This is a genomic window from Ruegeria marisflavi (assembly GCF_025673445.1).
GTDB classification, from domain to species: domain Bacteria; phylum Pseudomonadota; class Alphaproteobacteria; order Rhodobacterales; family Rhodobacteraceae; genus Ruegeria_B; species Ruegeria_B marisflavi.
The window spans coordinates 111,834-132,788 of record NZ_JAOVQN010000003.1 but is presented as its reverse complement, the minus strand read 5'-3'; the positions used below and the strand labels follow the sequence as shown (position 1 = coordinate 132,788).

At 64.1% G+C, this 20,955-nt stretch carries 17 protein-coding genes; 9 read left to right on the top strand and 8 right to left on the bottom strand.

All coding sequences use genetic code 11. The features are described 5' to 3' along the window. Nucleotides 1-25: 25 nt before the first annotated feature. Both OEZ49_RS04415 and OEZ49_RS04410 read left to right on the top strand, forming a co-directional pair. Nucleotides 26-1,186 (top strand): ABC transporter substrate-binding protein, encoded by a 1,161-nt coding sequence (locus OEZ49_RS04415; protein ID WP_164127536.1) that lies wholly within the window; start codon nucleotides 26-28, stop codon nucleotides 1,184-1,186. 71 nt (nucleotides 1,187-1,257) lie between these two features. Then, on the top strand, nucleotides 1,258-3,351 hold the full coding sequence (locus tag OEZ49_RS04410) for a molybdopterin oxidoreductase family protein (RefSeq protein WP_263387183.1): 2,094 nt from the start codon (nucleotides 1,258-1,260) through the stop codon (nucleotides 3,349-3,351). Between the two features lie 172 nt (nucleotides 3,352-3,523). Here the strand turns inward: OEZ49_RS04410 and OEZ49_RS04405 are convergent, their stop codons facing one another. The 5 genes from OEZ49_RS04405 to OEZ49_RS04385 all read right to left on the bottom strand — a co-directional run bounded on the left by OEZ49_RS04405 (nucleotide 3,524) and on the right by OEZ49_RS04385 (nucleotide 7,911). Continuing rightward, a complete protein-coding gene (locus tag OEZ49_RS04405) occupies nucleotides 3,524-4,426 on the bottom strand; it encodes an isocitrate lyase/PEP mutase family protein (protein WP_263387182.1) in 903 nt (300 codons plus the stop codon). A gap of 4 nt (nucleotides 4,427-4,430) precedes the next feature. Beyond that, on the bottom strand, nucleotides 4,431-5,705 hold the full coding sequence (locus OEZ49_RS04400; RefSeq protein WP_263387181.1) for a TRAP transporter large permease: 1,275 nt from the start codon (nucleotides 5,703-5,705) through the stop codon (nucleotides 4,431-4,433). After that, entirely contained in the window at nucleotides 5,702-6,199 is a 498-nt protein-coding gene (locus OEZ49_RS04395; RefSeq protein ID WP_263387180.1) for a TRAP transporter small permease, read from the bottom strand. The genes OEZ49_RS04400 and OEZ49_RS04395 overlap by 4 nt, the downstream gene beginning before the upstream one ends. Nucleotides 6,200-6,246: 47 nt before the next feature. Further along, complete coding sequence (locus OEZ49_RS04390; RefSeq protein ID WP_263387179.1) at nucleotides 6,247-7,227, bottom strand: TRAP transporter substrate-binding protein; 981 nt, start codon at nucleotides 7,225-7,227, stop codon at nucleotides 6,247-6,249. 105 nt (nucleotides 7,228-7,332) lie between these two features. Further along, nucleotides 7,333-7,911 (bottom strand): lytic transglycosylase domain-containing protein, encoded by a 579-nt coding sequence (locus tag OEZ49_RS04385; protein ID WP_263387178.1) that lies wholly within the window; start codon nucleotides 7,909-7,911, stop codon nucleotides 7,333-7,335. Between the two features lie 205 nt (nucleotides 7,912-8,116). On the opposite strand from OEZ49_RS04385, the gene ssb reads away from it, so the two are divergent. Both ssb and OEZ49_RS04375 read left to right on the top strand, forming a co-directional pair. Then, nucleotides 8,117-8,656, top strand: a complete 540-nt coding sequence (gene ssb, locus OEZ49_RS04380; protein ID WP_263387177.1) for a single-stranded DNA-binding protein — start codon at nucleotides 8,117-8,119, stop codon at nucleotides 8,654-8,656. A 15-nt stretch (nucleotides 8,657-8,671) separates the two neighbouring features. Further along, complete coding sequence (locus OEZ49_RS04375; RefSeq protein ID WP_263387176.1) at nucleotides 8,672-9,742, top strand: site-2 protease family protein; 1,071 nt, start codon at nucleotides 8,672-8,674, stop codon at nucleotides 9,740-9,742. Between the two features lie 12 nt (nucleotides 9,743-9,754). Here the strand turns inward: OEZ49_RS04375 and aroB are convergent, their stop codons facing one another. Then, nucleotides 9,755-10,867 (bottom strand): 3-dehydroquinate synthase, encoded by a 1,113-nt coding sequence (gene aroB, locus OEZ49_RS04370; protein ID WP_263387175.1) that lies wholly within the window; start codon nucleotides 10,865-10,867, stop codon nucleotides 9,755-9,757. Nucleotide 10,868: 1 nt separating this feature from the next. Further along, the gene (locus OEZ49_RS04365) at nucleotides 10,869-11,456 is read right to left on the bottom strand and encodes a shikimate kinase (protein ID WP_164127554.1); all 588 of its coding nucleotides are present in this window, start codon (nucleotides 11,454-11,456) and stop codon (nucleotides 10,869-10,871) included. A 218-nt stretch (nucleotides 11,457-11,674) separates the two neighbouring features. On the opposite strand from OEZ49_RS04365, the gene OEZ49_RS04360 reads away from it, so the two are divergent. From OEZ49_RS04360 to OEZ49_RS04345, 4 genes are all read left to right on the top strand, one after another. Beyond that, a complete protein-coding gene (locus OEZ49_RS04360) occupies nucleotides 11,675-13,207 on the top strand; it encodes a hypothetical protein (protein ID WP_397545646.1) in 1,533 nt (510 codons plus the stop codon). 3 nt (nucleotides 13,208-13,210) lie between these two features. Next, on the top strand, nucleotides 13,211-14,167 hold the full coding sequence (locus OEZ49_RS04355; protein ID WP_263387173.1) for a tyrosine recombinase: 957 nt from the start codon (nucleotides 13,211-13,213) through the stop codon (nucleotides 14,165-14,167). Nucleotides 14,168-14,229: 62 nt separating this feature from the next. After that, entirely contained in the window at nucleotides 14,230-15,537 is a 1,308-nt protein-coding gene (locus OEZ49_RS04350) for an HlyC/CorC family transporter (RefSeq protein ID WP_263387172.1), read from the top strand. Then, nucleotides 15,534-17,165: an MFS transporter gene (locus OEZ49_RS04345; RefSeq protein WP_263387171.1), complete on the top strand. Its 1,632-nt coding sequence runs from the start codon at nucleotides 15,534-15,536 to the stop codon at nucleotides 17,163-17,165. Before OEZ49_RS04350 ends, OEZ49_RS04345 begins: the two co-directional genes overlap by 4 nt. Here the strand turns inward: OEZ49_RS04345 and OEZ49_RS04340 are convergent. Then, nucleotides 17,149-18,396: a DUF2254 domain-containing protein gene (locus tag OEZ49_RS04340; protein ID WP_263387170.1), complete on the bottom strand. Its 1,248-nt coding sequence runs from the start codon at nucleotides 18,394-18,396 to the stop codon at nucleotides 17,149-17,151. The genes OEZ49_RS04345 and OEZ49_RS04340 overlap by 17 nt on opposite strands. Before the next feature lie 123 nt (nucleotides 18,397-18,519). Here OEZ49_RS04340 and OEZ49_RS04335 point away from each other — a divergent pair, with 123 nt between their 5' ends. Beyond that, on the top strand, nucleotides 18,520-20,928 hold the full coding sequence (locus tag OEZ49_RS04335) for a GcvT family protein (RefSeq protein ID WP_263387169.1): 2,409 nt from the start codon (nucleotides 18,520-18,522) through the stop codon (nucleotides 20,926-20,928). Nucleotides 20,929-20,955: the final 27 nt, after the last annotated feature.

Sequence of the window (20,955 nt, the reverse complement as noted above, 5' to 3'; positions counted from 1 at the left end):
TGGGTTATCCATAGGGAGGAGAACTATGAAAACACTCATCAAACGTCTGGTCGCCGCATCGGCGCTGACGGCGGCGGCGACACTGGCCAACGCCCAGGCCCAGGGTGTGACCGACGATGAAATCGTCATCGGCGCGGTCAACGACCTGAGCGGCATCTTTGCCGCCGTGGGCGTGCCCGCGACCAAGGGCGCCAACGTCTATTTCGACAAGGTCAACGCCGCAGGCGGCGTACACGGGCGCAAGATCCGCTATGTGGTCGAGGATCACGGCTATCAGATGCCGCGCGCGATGCAGGGCTTCAACAAACTGCTGAACCGCGACAAGGTGTTTGCGATGATGCAGAACCTTGGCACGCCGATGAACCTGGCCGGGTTCAAGCTGATCGATCCTATGGGCATTCCGAACATCGCCCCGCTGTCAGCGGCGCGTCAGATGATCCAGGATCCGATGCACAACAAGTTCACCTCGTTCTCGAGCTATTACGACCAGAGCCGGGTGGGCGTGAAATATCTGGCCAGCACCTTTGGGGCCAAGAATGTCTGCACCATGTATCTGCCAACCGATTTCGGCAAGGAGATCCTGGATGGCACCAAGGCCGGGGTCGAGGAAGCGGGGCTGACCTTTGCCGCCGAGACCACGCACAAGCCGGATGAGACCGATTTTGTCGGCTCGCTGAGCAAGCTAAAGGAATCGGGCTGCGAGATCGTGACCATCGCGCTGGGCGTGCGCCAGGCGATCACCATCGTCGGCACCGCCAAGAAGATGGGCCTCACGGACATGAAATTCATGGGCACCTCGGCCAGCTTCCTGACTGTGGTGGCGCAGGTTCCGGGCGGCGTGACCGAAGGCTTCTATGCCGCGGCCAGTTGGCAGGACCTGTATGCGCGGGCCGAAGAGCCCGTCGTCAAGGCGTTCATCGAGGAATACAAGGCCGCAACCGGCGAGGATCCGCAGGGATTTGCGATGCTGGGCTATGCCGCGGCGCAACAGATGGTGATGGCGCTTGAGGCCGCAGGCCGCGACCTGACGCAGGAAAGCTTCATCGCGGCGATGGAGACGCTGGACTATCAGGATGACCTGGTCGGCAACCATATCAACTATGGCCCGGACGACCACCAGGGCGCTGACTCGGTCTATGTGCTGCTGGTCGAGAATGGCGGCTGGAAGAAAGTTCACGAGGAATAATCCTCGGTCTGGGCGTCCGTGGCAAACGGGCGCCCTATTTGTGTCCGCCGTACCCGACAGGAGATACCCCGATGGCTGAGCCGATGGTCCAGTACCGCAGCTGCAACATCTGCGAGGCGATGTGCGGCCTGATCGTGACCCATGACGGGAGCGATGTTCTGTCGATCCGGCCGGACCCGGACGACCCGCTGTCGCGCGGTCATATCTGCCCCAAGGCGGTGGCCTTGCAGGATTTCCGCACCGATCCCGACCGGGTGACGAAACCCCTGCTGAAACGCGGCACCGATTTCGAGGAAATCAGTTGGGACGAAGCGTACGACCATGCCGCCGAGCGTATCCGCGCGGTGCAAGCCACGCACGGACAGGATGCGGTCGCCGTTTATCTGGGCAATCCCAACGCGCATAAATTCGGCAACATGCTGAACCTGCCGACGCTGATCAAGGCGATCGGCACCGGCAACCGTTTCAGCTCGGCCACCGCCGACCAGATCCCGCATCACGTGGCGTCGATCCATATGCTGGGTCATCCGATGCTGATGCCGATCCCCGATATCGACCGCACCGATTTCCTGCTGATCATCGGCGGCAATCCGGTTATCTCGAACGGCTCGATGATGACCGCGCCGGGATATGGCCTTCGCATGGACGCGATCCGCGCGCGCGGCGGAAGGGTAGTGGTGATCGACCCGCGCCGGACCGAGACCGCCGAACGCGCGGGCGAGCATCATTTCATCCGCCCCGAGACCGACGCTTGGCTGATCCTGTCGATGATCCATGTGATCCTGGTGGACGGCCCTGCCCGGCTGGGTCACCTGGCGCCGCTGGTCGACGGGTTGCAGGCGTTGACGGACGCGGTCGAGCCCTTCACACCCGAAGCCACCGCAGCGGCAACCGGCATCGAGGCCGAGACCATCCGCAGGCTGGCACGCGACTTCGCCGCAGCACCACGCGCCGTCTGCTACGCCCGCATGGGCGCCTCGACCCAGAGCTTTGGCACGCTGTGCCAATGGGCTGCCAATGCGCTCAACATCGTGACCGGCAATTTCGATGCCGAGGGTGGCGCCATGTTCACCACGCCGGCGCTCGACTATGTCGGGCTGACCTCGCGCAAGGGCAAGGCACGGACCTATCCCGAGCGCCGCTCGCGGGTCTCGGGACAGCCGCTTTATAACGGCGAATTTCCGGTATCGACACTGGCCGAAGAAATCGAGACACCCGGTCCGGGCCAGATCCGCGCGCTGGTGACGGTGGCCGGCAACCCGGTTCTGACCGCGCCCAACGGACGGCGCATCGAACGGGCGCTGACGGGGCTCGATTTCATGATGTCGCTCGACATTCATGTGAACGACACCACCCGGCATGCCGACCTGATCCTGCCCGGGACCGTGGCGCTGGAGGAACCCATGTATGACATGGTGTTCCACACCTTCGCGGTGCGCAACACGGTGGGCTTTGCCCCGGCACTTTTTGCGCCGCCGCACGGCAACCCTTCCGAATGGGAGGTGATTGCGCGTCTTGCCGCCCGGCTGACCGGCGCCAACCATATCGGCCCCGCGCCCGAACAGGTGCTGGGGATGCTGCTGCCTCAGGGATTTCACGGCGACAAGGTCACGCTTGACGGGCTGCGTTCCCGGGGCCGCCCCATGGACCTCGGCCCGCTGGTGGCCAATCTGAGCGACCGGTTGGAAACCCCGGACGGGCGGCTGAACCTGGCGCCAGGCGCCTTTCTCGACGACCTGCCGCGCCTTTTGGTCCTGGCCGACCACCGGGGGGATACATCCCGTCCCTTTGCCCTGATCGGGCGCAGGCAGGTGCGCAGCCACAACAGCTGGACCCAGAACAGCCCGCGCCTGGTCAAGGGCCGCAACCGCTGCACGGTCGAGGTCAATCCCGAGGATGCCGCCCGCCTGGGTTTGTCCGACGGGGCGGATGCGGTGGTGACGAGCGCCACCGGATCGGTCACCCTGCCGGTCGAGATCACCCCGGCAATGGCGCCGGGGGTGGTCTCCATTCCCCAGGGCTGGGGCCAGAAAAACGGCCGTCTCAGCGCCGCCACGCAAACCGCCACCGTCTCGATCAACGACCTGACCGATGACAGCCGCACCGACCCGCTCAGCGGCAATGCCGCCTTCAACGGCCTGCCCGTGGCCCTGCATCCGGTCTGAGACCGCCATAGCGCTTCTTTCTGGTTAGAAATACTCCGGGGGAGTCGCGCACCCGCGCGACGGGGGCAACGCCCCCCGCGCCGCGCAGAGCGCGGCGCCCGGCCCAACGGCCCGGGGGCGTTTTCGCCAGAAAACGATCTCAGCGGGCGGGAGCGCCCCGTCTCTCGGGTGGTCAGCTTCCGCCACCCCGCGCCGGACTGTGGTCGCGTTTTGACGAGGCATAGCGTTCAGACGTCTTGTAATAGTCGTCGAACCCGATCCGCTGGCGCAATTCGGCGAAATCCATCAACCCGGTCCGCGTTTCTCCCCGCATCTGCCGCAGGCAGGTGACCATCGCCTGCATCGCCGCCGCCATCAGCGACAGCGGATAGGCGGCGATGGAATAGCCGATGTCGTGCAGCGCCGCATTGGGCAGGTCCGGGGTTTCCCCGCCTTCGACGATATTGGCCATCTTGGGCCCGGGCAGATTGACGCAAACCTGCCGCATCTCGGTCTCGTTGCGCGGCGCCTCGACAAACAGGATGTCGGCACCCAGTTCGGCAAAGCGTTCGGCACGGGCGATGGCCTCGGCCAGCCCGTGTTCATGCCGTGCATCTGTGCGGGCAAGGATCAGGATATCGCCGCCCGCGGCACGCAGTTCCTCGCGCGCGTCCACCGCAGCACGGATGCGGTCGAATGCCTCATCCCGCCCGACCACCGCCTTGCCGGGCGTATGACCACAGCGTTTGGGCGCCAGCTGATCCTCGATCATGACCGAGGCACAGCCCGCGCGGGCAAACCCGGTCACCGTGCGGCGCACGTTCATCGCATTGCCATAGCCTGTGTCGCCATCGCCGATCAGCGGAATATCGACCGCCTCGGTGATGTTGCGGGCCTGATCGACCACCTCGCCATAGCTCATCAACCCCAGGTCGGGCGCGCCGATCCGGCTGGCCGAGGCGGCAAACCCCGACATGAAGGTCAGCGCATAGCCCTCTTGCGCGACCAGCCGGGCCGAGAGCGCGTCAAAACAGCAGGGCATCACATGGCAACGGTCCTCGGCCAGGAGAGAGAGGAGTTTTTGCGCTTGTATCATCGGGTTACCACTTGAAAGGGATGTAAAGGGCGAGATCGGGCCAAAGGTAGAGCAGCACCACCGTCAGCAGCATCAGGAGCAGGAAGGGCCAGACGCCACGCGCCACCTCGCCCAGCGAGACCCGCGCGACGGCCTGGATCACATAGAGGTTCAGCCCCACCGGCGGCGTGATCAGGGCACATTCGACCATGATTACCATGAAGATGCCGAACCAGATCGGGTCGAACCCCAGCGCCATCGCCGCCGGCAGCAAAACCGGCGTCATGATCAGGATCATCGACAGCGCCTCGAACACCAGCCCCATCAGCAGAAGCACGACAGACACCAGCAGGATGAACACCACCGGCCCGTCGATATGGGCAGCGATAAAGGCCGAGATGTCCTGAGGAATACGGTAGAGGGCGATGGCCTTGCCGAAGATCTTGGCCCCGGCGATGATCAGCAGGATCGCGGTGGTGGTGACCGCACTGTCGCGCACGGCCTCCCACAGCTTGGCCCAGGTCAGGGTCCGGAGACCTAGCCCGGTGATGACCAGCGCGGCGGCAAAGCCGACGGCCGCTGCCTCGGTCGGGGTAAAGGCGCCGGAATAGAGGCCCAGCACGATCAGCAGCGCCAGCGCCAGCGATGGCAGCGCGCGAAAGGTGGCGACCATGCGCTCGGGCCCGCTGGCCTTGGGCATGGGCGTATAGCTGGAGGTGAAGCGCGCATGGATCATCGCAAAGACGATGCACAGCCCCACCAGCAGGATGCCGGGGCCGATCCCGGCCAGGAACAGGGCGATGACCGATTCCTCGGCCACAAAGCCAAAGACGATCATCGGGATCGACGGCGGGATCAGGATGCCCAGGGTGCCCCCTGCGGCCAGGAGGCCATAGACGAAACGGCGGTCATAGCCGCGACCGACCATCTCGGGGATGGCAACCGTGCCGATAGTGGCGGCCGTCGCCACCGAAGAACCGGAGATCGCGGCGAAGAGGCCGCAGCTGAGGATCGTGGCCACCGCCAGCCCACCGGGCCAATGCCCGACCCAGGCCTGCACTGCGGCAAAGAGATCGCGCCCGACGCCGCCCTTGAGCAGGATGTTCGACATCAGCAGGAAGAGCGGCACGGCGAGCAGAATGAACCCGTCGAGCGTGGAGAGCACCGCCTGTGGCGCCATCAGGGGCGAGAACCCGCCCAGGATCAGCATGCCAAGGCCCAACCCACCCAGGGCAAAGGCAACGGGCACGCCGATCAGCAGCACCGCGAAGAGACAGACAAGGATCAGGACGATGGTCATTCGTGGCTGCTTCCCAATGAGGCGATGTCGCCGTGGCGCAGGCTGGCCAGTTCGACCAGCGCCTGTGCCGTCAACAGGGTGAACCCGACCGGAACCGAAAGCTCGGCCACCCAGCTGGGCAGATCGAGCAGCGAACCGGTGGTGCGGCCGCGCACGAAACTGTCATGGAAGATGTCCCAACCCCAGATGGTGACGATGACCGAGAACACGATCACCGCCAGCATCGACAGCACCACGCAAAGCCTTTGCGCGGCCGGCGGCAACAGGTCGGTGACCGCGTTCACCGTTATATGGCGGCGCATGTTCAGCACCCAGGCCATCGCCAGCAGGCAGCCCCAGATCAGGCAGAGCTGGCTGAGCTCTGCCGCCCAGATCGTTGGTTTCACGAAGAAATAGCGCGCGACGACCTCATAGGTCAACATCGCGCCGGTCGCCGCCAGCAGGCAAGCGCCAAAGACGCCCGCCCAGCGGGAGATGGTGGTAACCAGCATCATGGCAAATCCCTTGGGCGGCTGTCGCCAGCCGCCCGGTATGGTCAGGTTCAGTTGCCTGCGGCGTCAAGGATCGCCTTGCCCGCATCGCCCGTGGCCGCAAGGTAAGCGTCATAGACCGGCTGCGCCACGGCTTTCCAGGCGGCCAGGTCCCCGTCGCTGAGCTCGACCACGGTCATGCCGTTTTCCTTGGCGGCGGCATAGGCTTCGGCCTCGATCTCGGACATGCGGTTGCGCACATCCTCTTGCGCGACGTTGGCGGCCTCGCGGATCTGGCCCTGGATCTCGGGCGAAAGACCGTTCCACCAGTCGGTGTTGACCACCACGACAAACTCGATATCGGCATGGTTGGTCACGGTGATCGTGTCCATCACCTCCCACAGCTTGCGCGACTTGACGCCGGATACGCCGGTCATGCCGACATCGACGGTGCCGCGCTGATAGGCCAGGTATTGTTCCGAGCCGGAGACCAGTGTCGGCGCCCCGCCAGCGGCGGTGACAAAATCGCCCAGCGTCTTGCCGAATACCCGCACCTTCTTGCCCTTGAGATCCTCGGGCGTCTTGATCGGCCCGCCCTGCGACAGCATCACCGCGCCGCCATAGGCCTGCCAGAACAGGATCTGGCCGCCGGTCTTGGCCACCTCGGCCTCGATGGCGGTGCGGATCGGGCTGCCTTCGGCGACGGCAGCGCGCACCTTGTCCTCGGAATTGAAGAGGAAGGGCATGTAGAAGACATCGACCACCGGCGCATCCCCCACATAGCGTGTCAAGGACGCCACCCCGGCCTCGATAGCGCCCGAGCCGACGGCGGCGGGCACTTCCTTGTCCTTGTAGAGCGTTGCGCTGTCGTAGATCTCGACGTCGATGGCGCCGCCGGTGCGGGCCTCGACCTCTTTCTCGAACAGTTGCAGGTTCTGGCCCAGGTGGCTCTTCAGCGGCAATTGCAGCGAGATGCGCATCTTTTCGGTGGCACTGGCGGTCGTTGCCATCAGGGTCAGGCCCAGAGCGGTGCCCAGCAATGTCTTCATCATATCTCTCTCCTCCCAATTGTGGAGCGAGACTATCGCGACGGTCCCATTTCGCAAGACCTTATGCACATTGTGGAATATCTGGAAAAGGGCCGCTGGCCCGTGCCCTCAGCTGCCCCAGATCGCCTTGACGTAGTTGCGGGTTTCCTCATAGGGCGGCACGCCGCCATGCCGGGTGACCGCCTCGGGTCCGGCATTATAGGCCGCAAGCGCCAGGCGCCAGGACTTGAACCTTGTGTACTGGCGCGACAGATAGCGCGCGCCGCCGTCCAGGTTTTGATAAGGGATGTGCGGGTCGACACCCAGCCGACGGGCGGTCTCGGGCATCAGCTGCGCCAAGCCCATGGCACCCTTGTGCGATTTGGCGTGTGGATTCCAGCCGCTTTCTTGCTGCACCAGGCGCAGGAACAGATCCTCGGGCACGTTGTGACGGCGCGCCGCGTCGCGGGCCATTTGCAGGTACTCGCCCTTGTATTTGCCGACATAGCGCTTGTCGAAACTGCCTTGGGCCGAGGGCGGCTTCAGGCGGGTCGACGACTCGTACTGGCTGGCGCCGCGCGTATCCAGAAGCTTGGCCTGTTTCTGAAAGATATCCCGCCGGTTCTTGGTGGAGAACATATCCGCCTGCACGGGCATGGCCGCGACAGACACCGCCGCAACGAGAAAACCGGAAACAAGCCTGCGCATTCTTGGTAACCTGTTCTTAACCCCACGCGCGGAACTATACGAACTTTGGCACAAATTGGAACCCTTGCGAGACCTGCGCTATGGGATCGGCAGGCTGCCGCTTCCGGTTTCCCTCTGCCGCCCGGCGCGTGTAGGGTCTGCGCAGCGGGTCTTGGTGAGATTCGCGACACATGAATCAGACAGTGAGAAAAAAGCGGGGAAACATATGGCTGGCTCGGTCAACAAAGTCATTCTGGTGGGAAATCTGGGCCGCGACCCCGAAGTGAGGTCGTTTCAGAACGGCGGCAAGGTCTGCAACCTGCGAATCGCAACATCCGAGACCTGGAAAGACCGCAACACCGGTGAACGCCGCGAGCGCACCGAATGGCATTCGATCGCAATTTTCAACGAGGGTCTGGCCCGCGTCGCCGAGCAGTACCTGCGCAAAGGGTCCAAGGTCTATATCGAGGGCCAGTTGCAGACTCGCAAATGGCAGGACCAGTCCGGCCAGGACCGCTATTCCACCGAGGTGGTGTTGCAGGGCTTTGGCTCGACGCTGGTGATGCTCGATGGCCGTGGCGAAGGCGGCGGCAGTGGCGGCGGAAACTATGGCGGCGGCCAGGGCGGCGGCGATCCTTATGGCGGCTATGACAGCGGCCCCTCGGGCGATCCCTATGGCGGCGGCCCCTCGGGCGGTGGCAGCGGTGGCGGACGCGGGCGTGGACCGGCCTCGGGCGGGATCGACGACGACGAAATCCCGTTCTAAGACCGGAGGCTAATCATGACATGGTCCTTCTCCCTAGGCCGTCTCTTTGGCTCGGAACTGAAGGTCCATGTCACCTTTTTCCTGCTGATCGGCTGGATCGGTATTTCCGCCTATCAGATGGGCGGCTGGCCGAGCGCGGTGGAAAACACCGGTTTTGTGCTGGCGCTGTTTGCCTGTGTGGTGGCGCATGAATATGGCCATGCCCTGACCGCGCGCCGCTATGGCATCCGCACCCCCGATATCACGTTACTGCCCATCGGCGGGCTGGCCCGGCTGGACCGGATGCCCGAAAGACCGGGGCAAGAGATCGTGGTGGCGCTGGCCGGTCCGGCGGTGAATGTCGCGATCTGGATCGTGCTGACCCTGCTCGGCGTCGATACAAGGCTGGAGACGCTGACGTCCATCGACAGTGCCGAGCCCGATTTCCTGTCCCGGTTGGCGATGGTCAATCTGTTCCTGGCGGTGTTCAACATGATCCCCGCCTTTCCGATGGATGGCGGGCGCGTTCTGCGTGCGGCGCTCAGCCTGACCATGGACCGGGTACGCGCCACCCGGATCGCGGCCGCCGCCGGGCAGCTGGTGGCGCTGCTCTTCGGCTTTGCCGGGCTGAGCGGCGGCAACCCGGTGCTGGTGCTGATTGCGGTCTTTGTCTTTATCGCCGCCAATGCCGAGGCGCAGGATGTCGCCATGCGCGCAGTGACCCGCCGCCTGCTGGCGCGCGACGCAATGATCACCCGGTTCGAGACACTGGGCCCGACTGACACGCTGGCCACCGCCGCGCAGGCGGTGCTGCATACCACCCAGCATGAGTTTCCGGTACTGGATGGCGATGGGCAACTCTTGGGGTTCGTGACGCGGGCACGGCTGTTCGCGGCGCTGGCCTCGGACCATCCGCGCTCGGATTCAGCGGAAACCGTGATGGAGCGTGACATCCCGCAGGTGCCGCTTTCCAGCGGGTTGGAGACGGTTCTGGACGCGCTTTACAAAGGGGCACCCGCGGTTGCGGTCACCACATCAGAGGGGCGGATGCTGGGCTATGTCACCCGCGAGAATGTGGGCGAACTGATGGTGATCCAGGGGCGGTAAACGCCCCCTTTTTCAACAGGTTGCCAGCGCATCCTCAAGCACGGAAAGCACCGCCGCGCGCGGCACGTCCGACGTGACAAAAGCCTGCCCGATGCCGCGCGCCAGGATAAAGCGCAACTGCCCGTCGACCACCTTCTTGTCCTGCGCCATCAGATCGACCAGCGCCACCGCATCCGGCAGATCGCCGGGGATATCGGACAAATCGGTCTTCATCCCCATTGCCTTGAGATGCGCGCGAACCCGGCTTGGGTCCTCTTGCGAGCAGAGACCCAGCCGCGCCGAGAGTTCAAACGCCAGCGCACAGCCAATCGCCACCCCCTCGCCATGCAAGAGCCGGTCGGAATAGCCGGTCGCCGCCTCAAGCGCGTGGCAGAAGGTATGACCGAGGTTCAACAGTGCCCTGTCGCCCTGCTCGGTCTCGTCGCGGGCGACAATATCGGCCTTCATCTGAACCGAGCGGGTCACCGCCTCGACCCGGGCAGTCATGTCGCCTGCGGCCAACGCCGGGCCCTGCGCTTCGAGCCAGTCAAAGAACGCCGCATCGCCCAGCAGTCCGTATTTCACCACCTCGCCATAGCCAGCCAGGAAATCGCGCGCCGTCAGCGTGCCCAGCACCGAAGTATCCGCCAGCACCAGCGAGGGCTGGTGAAAGGCGCCGATCAGGTTCTTGCCATGGGTCGCGTTGATGCCGGTCTTGCCGCCCACCGAACTGTCCACCTGCGCCAGAAGCGAGGTCGGGATCTGCACGAACCGCACGCCCCGGCGCAGAATGGCGGCGGCAAAGCCCGCCAGATCGCCAATCACCCCGCCGCCAAAGGCCACCACGATATCGTTGCGCTCGACCTTCTGGTCCAGCAGCCAATCGACCGCGCGTTCCAGATGCGGCCAGCTTTTGGTAGCCTCACCGGGCGGCAGCGCCAGAGCCTCCATCGTGATCCCGGCGGCGGCCAAGCCGTCGCGCAGCGCCTCCAGATGCAGACGTGCCACCGTCTCGTCGGTCAGCACGCAGACCCGGCGCCGTTTCATCAACGGCGCGATGCGTGCACCCGCCTCGGCCAGCAGGCCCGGCCCGATTTCCACATCATAGCTGCGCGCCCCAAGCGCCACATGCACGGTATTCTTCATCTCAGGTCAGTTCCAATACGTCCGGCCGCGACTGCAAGGCTTCGATAACCCGGTCGGCCATCTGTTCGATCGAGGTTACGGCATCCGACACCACGGTCAGATCGGCCTCGGCATAGATCGGAACCCGTGCATCGTGAAGCGCGCGCAAGGTCGCACGCGGGTCGGGTGTGCGCAGCAAGGGGCGGGTATCCTTGTGCCGAACCCGGCTCCACAAGACGCTTAGATCCGCCTTGAGCCAGACCGAAACGCCGCGTTCGGAGATCATCTGGCGATTCGCAGGCGCCAGGAAGGCCCCACCGCCCGTGGACAGCACGCAAGGGCTGCCATCCAGAAGCCGGGCGATCACCATGCTTTCCTTTTCGCGAAAAAACGCCTCGCCATCGCGCGAGAATATCTCGGGGATCGACATGTTTGCGGCCGCTTCGATCTCGGCATCGCTATCGAGGAAGGGAACCGCCAGTTTTTGCGCCAAAGCCTTGCCGACAGCGGTTTTTCCCGCCCCCATCATACCCACCATCACCACGGTCTTGCGCAGAACAGACCGCGTGGTGCCCCTTGTTTGGGCTGAGTTATGCTCAATTTGCTTCATTCCACCGTGAATGACGTGATCTTGTGAAAAAGGCCAGTTATAACTTGGTCAAAACAAAGAAATGAGGCAGTTTCAAATGATGGGTCGTCTGGTCAAACTCGTGATTTACATCGTGTGTCTGAGTATCATCGGCCTGGTCGGTTATGCCTATGTGGGTCCCTTCTTTGGCGTCGATTTTTCCGCTCCACAGAAGGAGATAAGACAACCGGTGGTCTTGAATGCCGACTAGGTTGGTCGTTTTGCTTCTGGCCCTGCCCGGTCTCGGGCTGGCTCAAACACAGCAACCCATGTCCGTCATCGATTGGCTGAACACGCCGCCGCCGGCGAATCTGCCGGGGACGGTTCTGTTGGAGCCGCCCGTGACACAGAGCGGCCAACAGCCGCAGATCGAGGTGACGCCGCTGGAATCGTTGGCCCCGCCGCTGGGGCTGGTTGCCTCAAGCGTGACCGGCTTGCCCGTGGATCTCTGGCAGCGCAGCGACGCGCGGCAATTGGCCGAGCGGCTGATGAACGTGCCGGTTCGCGACAACCCGGCCATGCAGACTCTGCTCTATACCCTGCTTCTGTCGGAAACGCGCCCGCCGCACGGATCGGCCGAGGCGGGGGAAACCCTGTTGCTGGCACGCCTGGACCGGCTCATGCAACTGGGTGCGGTGGACCCCGCGCAGGCAATTGTGCAACTGGCCGGGCCGACCGACACGGCCGAGCGGTTCGGCCGCTGGTTCAACGCGACGCTGCTGACCGGAGACGAGGATCGCAGCTGCGCGGCGCTGGTGGCTCAGCCCTACCTGGCGCCGGATTATGGCGCGCAAATCTTCTGCACCGCACGACGTGGCGACTGGACCTCGGCCGCGCTGACACTTGAAGCCGCGCATGCGCTCGAGTTGCTGCCATCAGCGTCGCTCGACTTGCTCGACCGGTTTCTCAGCCCCGAAATCTTCGAGGATCTGCCGCCGCCGCAACGGCCCTCGCGCCCCGATCCTCTGACCTTTCGCCTGTTCGAGGCGATCGGAGAGCCGATGGCCACGGCCTCTTTGCCGCGCGCCTTCGCCAACGCCGATCTGCGCGACCTGGCGGGCTGGAAGGCGCAACTGGAGGCGGCCGAACGCCTGACCCGGATCGGAGCTTTGACCCCGAACCAGTTGCTGGGTCTTTACACTCAAAGGACGCCGGCGGCCTCCGGTGGCATCTGGGACCGGGTTACCGCCTTGCAACGCTTCGAGACCGCGCTGAATTCAAACAGCTCCGAGGCAGTGGCCAAAACCCTGCCGATTGTCTGGCTGGCGATGCAACAGGCCCGGCTGGAAGTTCCCTTTGCCCATCTGTTTGCCAAGGCGCTGGCCAATCAGGCGCTGACCGATCCCAAGGCGGCCGCGCTTGCCTGGCGGATACGGCTGTTGTCCCCCGATTACGAGGTCGCGGCGCGCGCACCGGTTGGAACCGACGCCGAGGCGGGTTTTCTTGCGGCCTTGGCCAAGGGAGAGCCGGGAAATGTGCTGCCGCCCTCGCCACGCGCCGCCGCGATTGCGCAAGGGTTCTCGCCCGACGCGCGGCTGTCGCCGGAGCTGGAACTGATGCTGGACGAAGGGCATCTGGGCGAGGCCATCCTGGAAGGGATGGACCGGTTCGCGCGCGGCGCCCAGGGCAATCATGGAGATCTTGCGATGGCGCTGGCTCTGTTCCGCCGTGTCGGGCTGGAGGACACCGCGCGCCGGGCCGCGTTGCAGCTGATGCTGCTGGACCGGAGCTGATCCATGACCGCACCCGCAAGTCCGGACCGCTGGATAACGACCTTTCTGGAGGCGCAAGCCGCCGAGTTGGGGGCCGCCACCAACACGCTGCTGGCCTATGGCCGCGACCTGATGGATTTCGCCGCGTTCCTGGAACGGCGCAGCACCGGTTTTGCCGAAGCCGACCGTGACATGGTCGAAGCCTATCTGATCCAGTGCGACGCCCAGGGGCTGGCCCGCTCCACCCGAGCCCGGCGCCTGTCGGCGATCAAGCAACTGTACCGCTTTGCCTTCGAAGAAGGCTGGCGTAGTGAAAACCCAGCGATCCAGATCCGCGGGCCGGGGCGGTTGAAATCCCTGCCCAAGACACTGGAGGTGGTCGAGGTCGACCGCCTGCTCGATGCGGCCCGTCAATCGGGCCGGACCGAGGCTGACAGGCTGCGCAACATCTGCCTGATGGAGGTGCTCTATGCCACGGGCATGCGGGTGAGCGAACTTGTGTCGCTGCCAGTCTCGGCCGCGCGCGGCGATCCACGCATGCTGCTGGTGCGCGGGAAGGGCGGCAAGGAGCGTATGGTGCCGCTGTCCCCTCCGGCCCGTGCGGCGCTGGCGGCATGGCTTGCCGCCCGTGATGCGGCCGAGGACGAGGCGGTCGCCAAGGGCAAGGCACGCAGCGCTCATCTGTTTCCCTCGCGCGGCAAGAGCGGACACCTGACGCGCCATGCGTTCTACCTGCTGATCAAGGATTTCGCGGTGGCGGGCGGCATCGACCCCGGCAAGGTGACACCCCACACGCTGCGCCATGCCTTTGCCACCCACCTGCTGGCCAATGGCGCAGATCTGCGAACCATTCAGACCCTGTTGGGCCATGCTGACGTGGCAACTACCGAGATCTACACCCATGTGCTGGACGAACGGCTTGCGGAACTGGTGTTGTCGCACCATCCGCTGGCGCGAACAAAGTCGCGGGATTCCGACTGACCCCTTGATCGGATGCGGGCCGAACCCCATAACGGATGCCACATCAACAAGTTTCAGGACCAATGGACCCTTCTTCTTCGGCGCTTGACAGCGCATTCTGGATCACGGCTGGCGCCATCCTTGGCCTGCTTGTCCTATCGGCCTTCTTTTCGGGTTCCGAGACGGCGCTGACCGCCGCGTCACGCGGCAAGCTGCGCAGCCAGGCCGACCGGGGGTCGACCGGTGCCGAAAAGGCACTGAAAATCACCGAGAACAATGAAAAGCTGATCGGCTCTGTCCTGCTGGGCAACAATATCGTCAACATTCTTTCGGCCTCTCTGGCGACTGCCCTGTTCACCCGGCTGTTCGGAGAGAGCGGCGTTGCGCTCGCCACCATCGTGATGACGATGCTGGTGCTGGTCTTTGCCGAGGTGCTGCCCAAGACCTATGCCATCACCAATGCCGAAAAGGCCGCCGCCGCCGTGGCCCCGATCATCAGCGTGGTGGTGATGCTGTTTGCACCCATTGTCGCCCTGGTCCGGGTTCTGGTGCGCGGGGTTCTGCGCCTCTTTGGCGTGCAGATCGACCCAGACAGCCATATCATGGCGGTGCGCGAGGAGATTGCCGGCGCGCTCTATCTCGGCCATTCCGAAGGCGTCGTCGAAAAAGAGGACCGCGACCGCATTTTGGGAGCGCTCGATCTGGCCGAGCGCACGGTCGAAGAGATCATGCTGCATCGCTCGAACATCCTGATGCTGGATGCCGACGCCGAGCCCGAGGCGATCCTGGCGCAATGTCTGGAAAGCCCGCATACCCGCCTGCCCGTCTATCGGGGAGAGCAGGAAAACATCATCGGCGTGGTCCATGCCAAGGATCTGTTCCGCGCCATGTATGCCCAGGTGGGCGGCAGCGATGGCAATACACGGCGGCTGAAGGATTTCGATATCACCAAGGTGGCAACCGCCCCCTACTTCGTGCCCGAAACCACCACACTCGACGATCAGATGCGCGCCTTTTTGCGGATGCGCAGCCATTTCGCGCTGGTGGTGGACGAATACGGGTCACTGCGCGGGCTGATCACGCTCGAGGACATTCTCGAAGAAATCGTGGGCGAGATCACCGACGAATTCGATCTGGAGAGCGAAACGCCCGTCACCCGCAGCGAGGACGGCCAGTTCGTGGTCGAAGGCGCCACAACCATCCGCGATCTCAACCGTGCGTTGGACTGGACCTTGCCGGATGACGAGGCGAATACTGTGGCCGGTCTGGTGATCCACGAGGCGCAGATGATCCCGACCATCGGCCAGGTCTTTGCCTTTCACGGCTTTCGCTTCGAGGTGACGGGCCGCGAAGGCAACCGCATCACCGAATTGAAGATCCGCCCGCTATGACCGCCGCACGGCGCCTCTGGTCGTGGTTCGACGCGGTGGTGCTGGACCTTGGCCGGCAGATGCGCTGGTCGTTTCTGCCGCCGCTGATGGTCTATTTCGCGGCGGGCGCGCAGGGGCTGACTGCTGTTGTCGGCACGTTCTTCGTCAAGGAATACCTGGATGTCTCGGCGGCCTTCATCGCCGGGCTGGCCTTCTGGGCGGGGTTGCCCTGGGCACTGAAGATGCCTTTGGGCCATCTGGTCGACCTGATCTGGCGCTGGAAAGCCTGGCTGATCTATCTGGGCGCGGCGCTGATCGCGGCCAGTTTCGCCATCATGTACGGGCTGGCCACCCGGGCCGATTGGATGCCGGGCATCATGTCGGTGACCGCCTGGTACGTGCTGGCGGTGATCCTGGCGCCCTGCGGTTACGTGGTTCAGGACGCGGTCGCCGATGCCATGTCGGTCGAGGCGGTGCCGCGGCATCACGAAAGCGGCGCACCGCTGTCGGACGAGGCACAGCGCGCCCAGCACACCACCATGCAGACGCTGGGACGGTTCGCCTTGATCGGCGGCGCCAGCGCGGTCGCCGCACTCAACATCATCCTGTTCGACGGGATCGAGACGCTGGCCCCGGCCGAGAAAGCGGCACGCTACGGGCAAATCTATGCGCTGGCGCTGCTGATACCCTGTATCTCGATCTCTGGTGTGCTGCTGGCCGGGTGGCAAAAACGGCGCATCATTGCCCGGCTGACCGCAAGCGGGATGGACCGCGTCCGCGCCTTGGCCGCCTTCGACCCCGAGGGCGAGAAAGTGCGGCTGAACCACTGGTATTTCACCGGTGGCGCGGTCTTTGTCGCGATGACGCTGACCGTCGGGCTGATGGACCTGCCGTTTTCGCAGGAGATCGTCTTTGCCGGGTCTATGGCGATCGTGCTGACCCTGATGCGGCAACTTGTGCGCAATCTGGATCAGGCGCATGCGCGCGCGCTGATCGGAACCGCGATCATCGTCTTCATGTTCCGCGCCATGCCGCTGAACGGCGCGGCCTCGACCTGGTTCGATATCGACGTGCTGGGCTTTGACCAGCAATTCCTGTCGCTCTTGTATCTCATCACCTCGGTGCTGACTCTGGTGGGCATGGTGGTGCTGCGGCCCTTGATCGCCTCGCGCACCATCGCCGATATCGTGATCCTGCTGACGCTGGCGGCGGGGGTGCTGTCGCTGCCCGGTATCGGCCTCTACTACGGGGTACATCACTGGACCGCCGCCCTGACCGGCGGCATTGTCGATGCGCGGTTCATCGCAATCGTCAACACTGCGGTGGAATCGCCGCTGGGTCAGGTGGCGATGATCCCCATGCTGGCCTGGATCGCACGCAATGCGCCCGCCAACCTCAAGGCGACGTTCTTTGCGGTCATGGCCTCGTTCACCAACCTGGCCTTGTCGGCCTCGAGCCTTGGCACCAAGTACCTCAACCAGATCTATACCGTCACCCGCGAGGTCCGCGCCGAGGATGGGACCATAACGGTTCCGGCGGATTATTCACAGCTTGGCTATCTGCTGATGACGGTGGCCGCGATCACCGTGATCGTCCCCCTGATCACCGTTTGGCTGGTACAACAGAGCCGGTTCAAGAGCCGCGACTGACCCGTTCCAGCCGGTCGCGATCCTCGGCCGCGCTCAACCCTGCGATGCCCCGGGCCAGGCTGCGCGCGGCAGAGCGGCGGGCGGCCTGCGCCAGCTCGCCATCGCCGCGCGTGAGTATTGCCGCCAGCGCCCGCTGCACCGCCAGTTGCACCTCGATGTTGCCTGCCCCATCCCGCGCGATCCGGTCAAAGGTCTCGGCAAACAGCGCCTCGGGCGGCAGCGGACGCAGCCAGACACGGTCGTAAGTCGGGCCGTCACCTTCAGGCTCCGCGCCCGCAAGCAGCAACAGCGAGGACAAACGGTCAATCACGGTTATTGCGGTCGACGGATCGTTGATTCCCGGTGACAGCGCCCGGCAAGCCATGTCGCCCAATACCGACAAGCCAAACAGCGGGTCCTGAACAAAGGTGCGCGCGCCCTCGACGGCAAAGGCTCGGAGGGCGGCTTTGGCGACCTCTTCGTCCAGATTACCGGTATTGAACCGGGCCAGGTCCTGCCCCTCCTGCACGTAATCGCCGACCGACACGGCGACATAGACCTGGGTCTCGGCCTGTTGAGCCAGTTCCTGCAACATCCCGGTAAAGATCTGCTGGACATATCCGGCCCGAGGCGCGCGGACCGGCTGTCCGCCTGCGGGCAGGTCCGCCCCCTCGGTCAACGCATTGGCCCCGTAACAGGGCGTCTGTGCCAGTGTCCGCAGCGACACCGCCACGCGGCGCTCGACCTGTGCCAGGGTCTCACCAAAACTGCCCAGATCCTCCAGATGCGCGATCCAGCGGATGATCGAGACCACGATCAGGGCAATCACCAGCAGCGTCATGGCAAAGAGCGCCACGCTCTCCTGTTCGCCGAAAATGGGCGTGCGCCGCAGCACCATACCCGACATGGCAAAGAGATAAGCGCCGACAAACACCGCCAGAATCGAATGGGTGGCCGTGTCGTCCTTGAGGATCACATGTGTGCGCGGCCCCCATTGCGCCCAGGCGGCCCGATGGGCTCCGGTCATCACCGTCAGCGAAAAGGTGGTCACCGCCAGCATGCTCGTCGCCAGCGTCGCCAGGATCGGATCCACCGCCGCCGCACCAATGCGGTCGGCCAGCCCCGGCGGGATCAGATCACCCAAGAGCGCCGCCAGCGGCACCGACATCAGGCTGAGCGCGGCGATCAGGATGATCCGCACATAAAGCAGCCGCAGCATGCGCCGCAGGATATTCAGGACCTTATTTCGCAAATCGCCCTCTCGAAGCCATGCACATTTCATTTGCGACATATCCCGTCGCTGAGCGACAAGAATGCACCCGGGATCTGCCGTGACTGATGAGACAGACCTGTGCCCAGACTAACGGAGAGTGAAATGAAAACCACCACCCGAGTGGCCGTCATCGGCGGCGGCGTTGTCGGCTGTTCCGTCCTGTATCACCTGACCAAACTCGGCTGGTCGGATGTGATGCTGCTGGAGCGCTCGGAGCTGACCTCGGGCTCGACCTGGCATGCGGCAGGCGGGTTTCACACGCTGAACGGTGATACCAACATGGCCGCCCTTCAGGGCTATACCATCCGGCTGTACAAAGAGCTGGAAGAGATCACCGGCATGTCCTGCGGGCTGCACCATGTGGGCGGTATCACGCTCGCCGACAATCGCGACCGGTTCGACATGCTGCTGGCCGAACGGGCCAAACACCGGTTCATGGGGCTGGAGACCGAAATCGTCAGCCCCGAAGAGATCGCCAAGATCGCGCCCATCACCAATCTGGACGGCATCATCGGCGCGCTTTATGACCCGCTTGACGGGCATCTGGACCCGTCCGGCACTACGCATGCCTATGCCAAGGCCGCTCGCATGGGCGGCGCCACCATCGAAACGCACTGCATGGTACGCGAAACCAACCAGCGCGCGGACGGCACCTGGGACGTGGTGACCGACAAGGGCACCATCCACGCCGAACATATCGTAAATGCCGGTGGCCTCTGGGCGCGTGAAGTGGGCGCAATGGCGGGAGTCTATTTCCCGCTGCACCCAATGGAGCACCAGTACATCGTCACCGACGACATCCCCGAGATCCATGAACGCGGCAGCGAACACCCGCATGTGATGGACCCCGCTGGTGAAAGTTATCTGCGGCAAGAGGGGCGCGGGCTGTGCATCGGCTTTTACGAACAGCCCTGCAAACCCTGGGCAGTGGATGGCACACCCTGGACTTTCGGGCACGAACTGCTGCCCGACGACTTTGACAAAATCGAGGAAAGCATTGAATTCGCTTACAAACGCTTCCCCGTCCTGGCCCGTGCCGGGGTCAAGTCGGTCATTCACGGCCCCTTTACCTTTGCCCCCGATGGCAACCCGCTGGTGGGGCCAGTGCCGGGAATGCGCAACTATTGGTCAGCTTGCGGTGTCATGGCAGGGTTCAGCCAGGGCGGCGGTGTTGGCCTGACGCTGGCGCAATGGATGATCGAGGGCGAGCCCGAGCGCGATGTCATGGCGCTGGACGTGGCACGGTTCGGTAGCTGGATCAGCCCCGGCTATACCCGGCCCAAGGTGATCGAGAATTATCAGAAACGGTTCAGCGTCTCTTACCCGAACGAGGAACTGCCCGCCGCGCGCCCAAACCGCACCACGCCGATGTATGATATCTTTTCCGACATGGGCGCGGTCTGGGGCCAGCAATACGGGTTGGAGGTTGTGAACTATTTCGCTCAAGACGGCGAACCCACTTATGAAACCCCCTCCTTCCGCCGCTCGGATGCGTTTGCGGCCACCGGCCGCGAGGTGCGTGGCGTGCGAGAAGGCGTCGGCATCAACGAATTGCACAATTTTGGCAAATACCTGGTGACCGGGCCACGGGCGCGGGCCTGGCTTGACCGGATCATGGCGGGCCGTATCCCAGCGCCCGGACGGCTGTCGCTGACCCCGATGCTGAGCGCCAAGGGCAAGCTGATCGGCGATTTCACCGTATCCTGCCTGAGCGAAACTGAGTTCCAGCTGACCGCATCCTACGGGTCGCAGGATTATCACATGCGCTGGTTTCAGCAGCATGAGGAAGATGGCGTAAACATCGAGAATATAAGCGACAAACGCAACGGGTTTCAGATCGCAGGCCCAAAGGCACGCGCGGTTCTCGCCGCCTGCACCCGCGACGACGTGGACAGCCTGCGCTTCATGGATGTGCGGCGGATGGTGGTGGGCATGACCGACTGTATCGTGCAGCGGGTCAGCTATACCGGTGATCTGGGATACGAGATCTATTGCGATCCGATGGCACAGCGGCAGCTTTGGTGGACCCTGTGGCAAGCCGGGCAAGCGCATGGCATGGTCCCCTTCGGCATGCGCGCGATGATGAGCCTGCGGCTGGACAAGTTCTTTGGCTCGTGGATGCGCGAGTTCTCGCCCGACTATACACCGGCGGAAACCGGGCTGGACCGGTTCATCTCGTTCAAGAAGAACACCGATTTCATCGGCCGTGCAGCGGCCGAGGCAGAGCGGGCGGCGGGCCCCGCCCGCCGTCTCTGCGCCTTTGAGGTCGAGGTGGACGACGCAGATGTCAACGCCTATGAGCCGATCTGGCTGAACGGCGCGGTGGTTGGGTTCTGCACTTCGGGCGGTTATTCGCATCATGCGGGCAAGTCCATCGCCCAAGGCTTCCTGCCCAGCGACCGCATCGCCGAGGGGCTGGAGGTGGAGATCGAGATCCTGGGCCAGATGCGCAAGGCGCGGGTGATCACCGAGCCGCTCTTTGACGCGGATGGGGCGCGTATGCGCGGGTGACAAACCCTGCGCCAGTGGCCACAGTGG